This window comes from Cytobacillus firmus NBRC 15306 (assembly GCF_001591465.1).
Taxonomy (GTDB): domain Bacteria; phylum Bacillota; class Bacilli; order Bacillales; family Cytobacillaceae; genus Cytobacillus; species Cytobacillus firmus.
Genome location: NZ_BCUY01000139.1, coordinates 1 through 5,591, shown reverse-complemented (window position 1 = coordinate 5,591; position 5,591 = coordinate 1). Strand labels below are relative to the sequence as shown.

General features: G+C 41.0%; 4 protein-coding genes. All 4 read left to right on the top strand.

Translation table 11 applies throughout. The features are described from left to right. Window positions 1-74: 74 nt before the first annotated feature. The 4 genes from BFI01S_RS20735 to BFI01S_RS20720 all read left to right on the top strand — a co-directional run bounded on the left by BFI01S_RS20735 (window position 75) and on the right by BFI01S_RS20720 (window position 5,513). Window positions 75-1,295 carry a metallophosphoesterase family protein gene (locus tag BFI01S_RS20735; protein WP_061794282.1) on the top strand — a complete coding sequence of 407 codons (1,221 nt, stop codon included), beginning with the start codon at window positions 75-77 and terminating at the stop codon, window positions 1,293-1,295. Window positions 1,296-1,318: 23 nt separating this feature from the next. Further along, window positions 1,319-4,312, top strand: a complete 2,994-nt coding sequence (locus tag BFI01S_RS20730) for an ATP-binding protein (protein WP_061794281.1) — start codon at window positions 1,319-1,321, stop codon at window positions 4,310-4,312. A 155-nt stretch (window positions 4,313-4,467) separates the two neighbouring features. Then, window positions 4,468-4,827, top strand: coding sequence for a CidA/LrgA family protein (locus tag BFI01S_RS20725; protein ID WP_061794280.1), 360 nt, complete (start codon window positions 4,468-4,470; stop codon window positions 4,825-4,827). Next, window positions 4,824-5,513 (top strand): LrgB family protein, encoded by a 690-nt coding sequence (locus BFI01S_RS20720; RefSeq protein ID WP_061794279.1) that lies wholly within the window; start codon window positions 4,824-4,826, stop codon window positions 5,511-5,513. The genes BFI01S_RS20725 and BFI01S_RS20720 overlap by 4 nt, the downstream gene beginning before the upstream one ends. Window positions 5,514-5,591: the final 78 nt, after the last annotated feature.

Sequence of the window (5,591 nt, the reverse complement as noted above, 5' to 3'; positions counted from 1 at the left end):
CCAATTCGAATAGGAACGTGCATTCGCTTTTTATATGAGGTAAAATGAAAGAAAAGGAATGAAAGGAAGTTTACATGAAAAGGGTTACGTTTATTCACGCTGCAGACTTGCACCTGGATAGTCCAATGTCCGGTTTGAAGCATTTGCCTTCGGCCATTTTTAAAAAGCTTCAGGAAAGCACTTTCGATGCATTTACCAAAATAATTGACTTAGCCATTTTCCATTCTGTGGACTTTGTCATCTTAGCCGGGGATTTATTTGACGGTGAAGACAGGAGCATAAAGGCACAAACCCGTTTTCGGAAGGAGATGGAGCGGCTGGCTGAATGCGGGATTGCTGTTTATGCAGTCCATGGTAATCATGACCATATGGATGGCCGATGGGCCCATTTGCCAATGCCGGAAAATGTCCATATTTTCTCCCATGAGGTTGAAGTGGTGAAGCATACTGCTGAAAATGGTACATCTGTTCATCTATATGGTTTCAGCTACCCTGAGAGACATGTACTGGAAAGGATGATCGATCAATATAGCAGGGAAGATGGAGCTGATCTGCATATTGGAATACTTCATGGCTCTTTTGAAGGCAGCAGTGATCATGTTCCATATGCGCCGTTCCGAATAAATGATCTGCTTGGAAAGGACTTTGATTATTGGGCTCTCGGACATATACATAAACGGGAAATCATCATTTCCGAGCCACCCGTCATTTACCCCGGTAATATACAAGGTAGAAACCGGAAAGAAACCGGTCCGAAAGGATGCTATTTAGTTGAGCTTGATCGTTCTGGTGCAAAGACGGAGTTTCTGGAAGCAGCTCCTGTTATCTGGGAAAATGCAGAAATAGATGCTTCCGGATTGGAGAACTATCAGGATGTATATGAGATTTGCTTAAATTTGATGGAAGAAAAGCGCCAAAACAGGCTGGGAACAGTCCTGAATCTGACACTTGCCGATGCAGGCATGCCTGATCACGAATTAAGAAGCATAACCAATGGCGAGCTCCTCGAAACGCTGCAGGAGGAGGAAGCAGATGAGGAACCATTTGTATGGATTTCCGGTATCACAGTGAATGAAAAAAGAATGTGGAATAAAGAAAAGCTGGCACATGAATCAGATTTTTTCAATGAGCTTTTTAAAACTGCGGATCAGTTTGCAGAGCACAGTGAAAGTGCTTTGTCCTTATATTCACATCCCCTGGCAAGAAGATTTATGGGCGAACTCACAAAGGATGAAAAACAGAGAATCGCCGAGGAAGCGGAAGCACTGCTCGTGGGCCTGTTATATAAAGCTTGAGGACAATGAATGGAGGTGGACCATTGATAATTACAGACATACATATTTACGGTTATGGAAAGCTTACTGACTTTATACTTGACGATATTCAATCCTTGCAGGTTATTTACGGAGAAAATGAGGCAGGCAAATCTACCATCATGTCTTTTATCCATAGTGTTCTTTTTGGCTTTCCGGCAAAGACCCAATCGGAATTAAGGTATGAGCCTAAGGAAGGAGCAAAATATGGCGGCAGGATTACAGCTGTTTTTCCTGATAGAGGAAAGGCGGTCATAGAGCGGGTTAAAGGCAAGGCATCGGGTGATGTCAGCGTCCTGCTTGAAGATGGAACAAGGGGCGGAGAAGAACTTTTAAGTGAACTCCTTCACCATATAGATAAAAATCTGTATCAATCTATTTTCTCCTTTAATATTCATGGTCTGCAAAATGTGAATCAAATGAAGGGTGAAGATTTGGGCAGGTATTTGTTTTCAGCTGGTTCACTGGGCACGGATCATCTCGTTTCTGCTGAAAATATACTTCAAAAGGAATTGGAAAGCCGCTTTAAGCCAAACGGAAAAAAGCCTTCCCTGAATGTAAAACTGAAAGAGATGAAGCAGCTTCATCGGGATTTGAAAAAAGCGGAGCAGAATAATGAGCAGTATTGGATATTGCTGCATGAAAAAGAAAGTATCGAAAACGATTTACAGAGAATTCAGCATGAGCTGGAGCAACAACGGCATGAGCTATCCCGTCTAAAAGAATGGAAGGAACTCTATCCATTACTTGCAGAGGAGCAAGAGCTGATCAAAGAACGGGAAAGGTTTACAGACGTGTCTTTTCCGGCAAATGGGCTTGTTCTTTTGGAGAAGCTGGAAAGCCTGATTCAGCCGCTGGAAGGACGAAGAGCCAGTCTGGAATCCAGAATAAGCATCCTGGAACAAGAGCTGGAAAGCAGTCAGCCTGATCATTTTCTTCTTAAGCATGAGCCACAAATCAATGCAGCAGCTGAGGGGCTGCCGCTGCTGGATAGATTAACGCAAGAAGAAAAAGAATTATCAATAAAGGTGGATAATATTTCAGAGGAAATTTTAAATCTTCAGGAAAGAATTCATCTTCAAATTGACGAACAACAGCTTGAAAAAGCTGATACGAGTGTTTTTATGAAGGAAAAGATTAATGCAGTAAATTCGCGGCGAAAGCACCTGCAAGCTATGAAACTGGAGTTGGATGATCGGTTTAACGATGAAAAATCGGCGCTTGTGAATACGGAACAGAAAATTGGCGAATTGAAAGAGCAGATTCTTACGGAGGATGAACGTGCGGCCATTAAAGAAACACTAAGCTTCACCGCAAATAAGCATAATATCGAAAAAGAGCTGCAGGATACACAGGAAAGGATCCAGTTCCTTCTAAAAACAGAAAAAAAGGAACAGAAAAAAAGACAGCAAAAAACATACCAGGAAAAAAGGCAGCTTTTGTTTTTGGGAGTTCTTTTTGCAGCTTTTGCCGGCTGGGGAATCTTTAGTCAATTATGGGTGATAGCAGGTGCAGGGCTGATAGGCGCAGCCTTTTGTTTTGCTATGGCTAATAAAAAAGAGCCTAAGGGTCAGGGAAGCTTTATTAAAGATGAGATAAAAGCCCTGAGTGAAAAAGAACAATCACTGCTGGAGAAATTGAAGCATCCTGACATTCAGCATGCTGCGAGCCTGGAGGTACAGCTGAATAAAGACAGCGAAAGGCAAAATAAGCTTATCCAATTACAATTTCAGCTTGAACAGACAAATGAAAAATACGAAAAGGTCATTAGCTCTTTTGAAAAATGGGAAAAGGAATCTGCCGAACTTGAATCTGAACTCCTGCAGCTGGGAAAACAGCTGCTGCTTCCTTCTGAAATTGCCAAAAACTATTTAAGCGAGGCTTTTAGTCTGATTGAAAAACTGAAAGTCCTTAACAGGGAAAAGAAATATACCCTTGAAAGAAAGGTATCAGCAGAAAAGGGAATTAATGAGAAGCTCCAAACTTTTCAAGAGCTAAAAGCTCTATTAGATGGCGAGCCGGGAAGTGTTCAGGAAATCGGCTATCAGCTGAAAAAAAGGCTAAAGGAAGAAACGGAAAAACAGATCAAGCAGGGTGAAAGAGAAACCAAGCTTCAAGAGTTAAAGTTTGAACTCAGCACAGTGCTTGCCGAACTTAGCCACTTCCAAAAAGAATGCGAGCACCTGCTCTCAAGCGCAGGCACTGACGATGCCGAGGAATACCGGGAAAAAGCAGAAGAAGCACAGAAATTAACAGAACTTGAAGAACAGATAAAACAGGTCCGCAAGCAAATAAATCTTAACTCTTTTTCACAGGAAGAAATCGAAAAATATTCCAATCTGAGAAGACCGGAAGCGGAGATTCGAGCTGTTAGCGAAAAAGCTGCTCAGCTGAAGGAAAGTATTCCTGGTCTGCAGAGCAAACTTGCAGAAGTAAAACATGAAATCGGAATTCTTGAAGAAGGCGGAACATATGCGGAACTCCTCCATAAGTTCGCTTTGCTGAAATCTGAGTTTCAAGCAGAAGCAAGGGAGTGGGCAAAATATGCTGCTGCCAAAGATATATTAGATCGAACGATAAACATTTTTAAAAATGAGCGTTTGCCCAGAATGCTGGGAAAGGCAGAGCAATATCTTTCTTATTTAACCAATGGCCGTTATGTACGGATTTTTCCTAAAGAGGAAGGAAGCGGTCTTCTGATAGAAAGCCGGACAGGAGCAGTTTTTGAAGCAAAAGAGCTGAGCCAGGCGACTGCGGAACAGATATACGTCTCCTTTAGGCTTGCACTCGCCATGACGATTTATGGCAAATACCCGTTCCCCATTATTATTGATGATAGCTTCGTGAATTTTGATCATGTCCGAACTGAAAGAATGATTAACCTGTTAAAGAGCCTGACAAATCGGCAAATTTTACTTTTTACTTGTCATAAGCATCTTCTGCCGTATTTTCAGGAAGAACAAATACAATCAGTTTCAAAGGAAAAGCTGTCTGTCTAATTAAAACAGGCAGCTTTTTTATCTGTATGGTAAGCAAATCTAACAAAAACTAACAAGTATTAAAAAAAAGTGTGTAAAGAAACCTTACAAGTATCATGTTTTTTCTTTTTTTATCCAGTAAGATGATAAAAAGCGGTTAGGAAGGAGAAAATCATTTGCCCTGGCTGATTCAAGTATTGTTACTCGCTATTTTTCTGATTGCAGGGAATTTTGCTGCTGCGTTCTTTCATATTCCGCTTCCTGGAAGTGTCATAGGGATGATTATGTTATTAATCCTATTGGTAACTAATTTGATTAAATTAGAATGGATAGAAAAAGCAGCATCTTTTCAAATTAAACACATGTCCTTGTTGTTTATCCCCTTTGTCATTGGATTATTTTTATCTCCCAATTTTATTCCTCTATTAAATTTTCATTTCCTTTTGGTGCTGATTCTAAGCAGCTTTTGTTGTTTATTGGGCACAGCGTATTCTGTTCAATTGTATGAGACCATAAGAAGGAGGAGCCAAAAATGAGTTCTGTTTTTTTCAATAGTTTAGGGTGCATCTTAATGACTCTTGCCAGTTATATTGCAAGCCTGCAAGCTTTCAGGAGATTTAAGAAGAGTTGGTTAAATCCTTTATATACCGGAACTGCGCTTTTGCTTATCATTCTATTATTGTGCAACATCCCTCTATCAGCCTATCAAAAAGGAAGCAGTCTGTTTGAACTGCTCCTCCAGCTTTCGGTTGTCTCTTTTGCTGTTCCTTTATATAAGGAGTGGCCCTTAATGAAGAGACATCTTAAGAAAATATTCTCAGGAGTCTTTGCCGGGACCTCTTTAGGCATATTTACGGTTTACATCCTGTCACAGCTTTTTCACTTTAATCAGGAGATTATGGCATCTCTTATTCCGCGTTCGGTAACACTCCCGGTAGCTTTAACGGTGTCGGATGGCCTGGGAGGGACAACGGCCTTTACTGTTTTCTTTGTGCTATTTTCTGGTCTTTTTTCAGTTATGATGGGACCGAAGCTATTGAAGTGGCTAGGAATAAATAGTAAAGCCGCAAAGGGATTGGCAATGGGCACTTCAGCACAGATGATGGGAGCCAGCCGTTCACTCATGTGGGGAGAGGAAGAAGGTGCCATGGGGTGTATAGCCATGACAACTTCTGCCATTATTCTTTCGTTATTCATTCCAATATTGCTGCTTTTGCTATAACCTGAAAATATCAAAAAACCCATTCATGAAAACGTGAATGGGTTTTTACGGTGGGCAAATGACATGATTTATTTAGGA

What these genes read in the sequence shown, in the direction of transcription:
- BFI01S_RS20735 (WP_061794282.1), top strand. Translation starts at nt 75, where the DNA reads ATGAAAAGGGTTACGTTTATTCACGCTGCAGACTTGCACCTGGATAGT.
- BFI01S_RS20720 (WP_061794279.1), top strand. Translation starts at nt 4,824, where the DNA reads ATGAGTTCTGTTTTTTTCAATAGTTTAGGGTGCATCTTAATGACTCTT.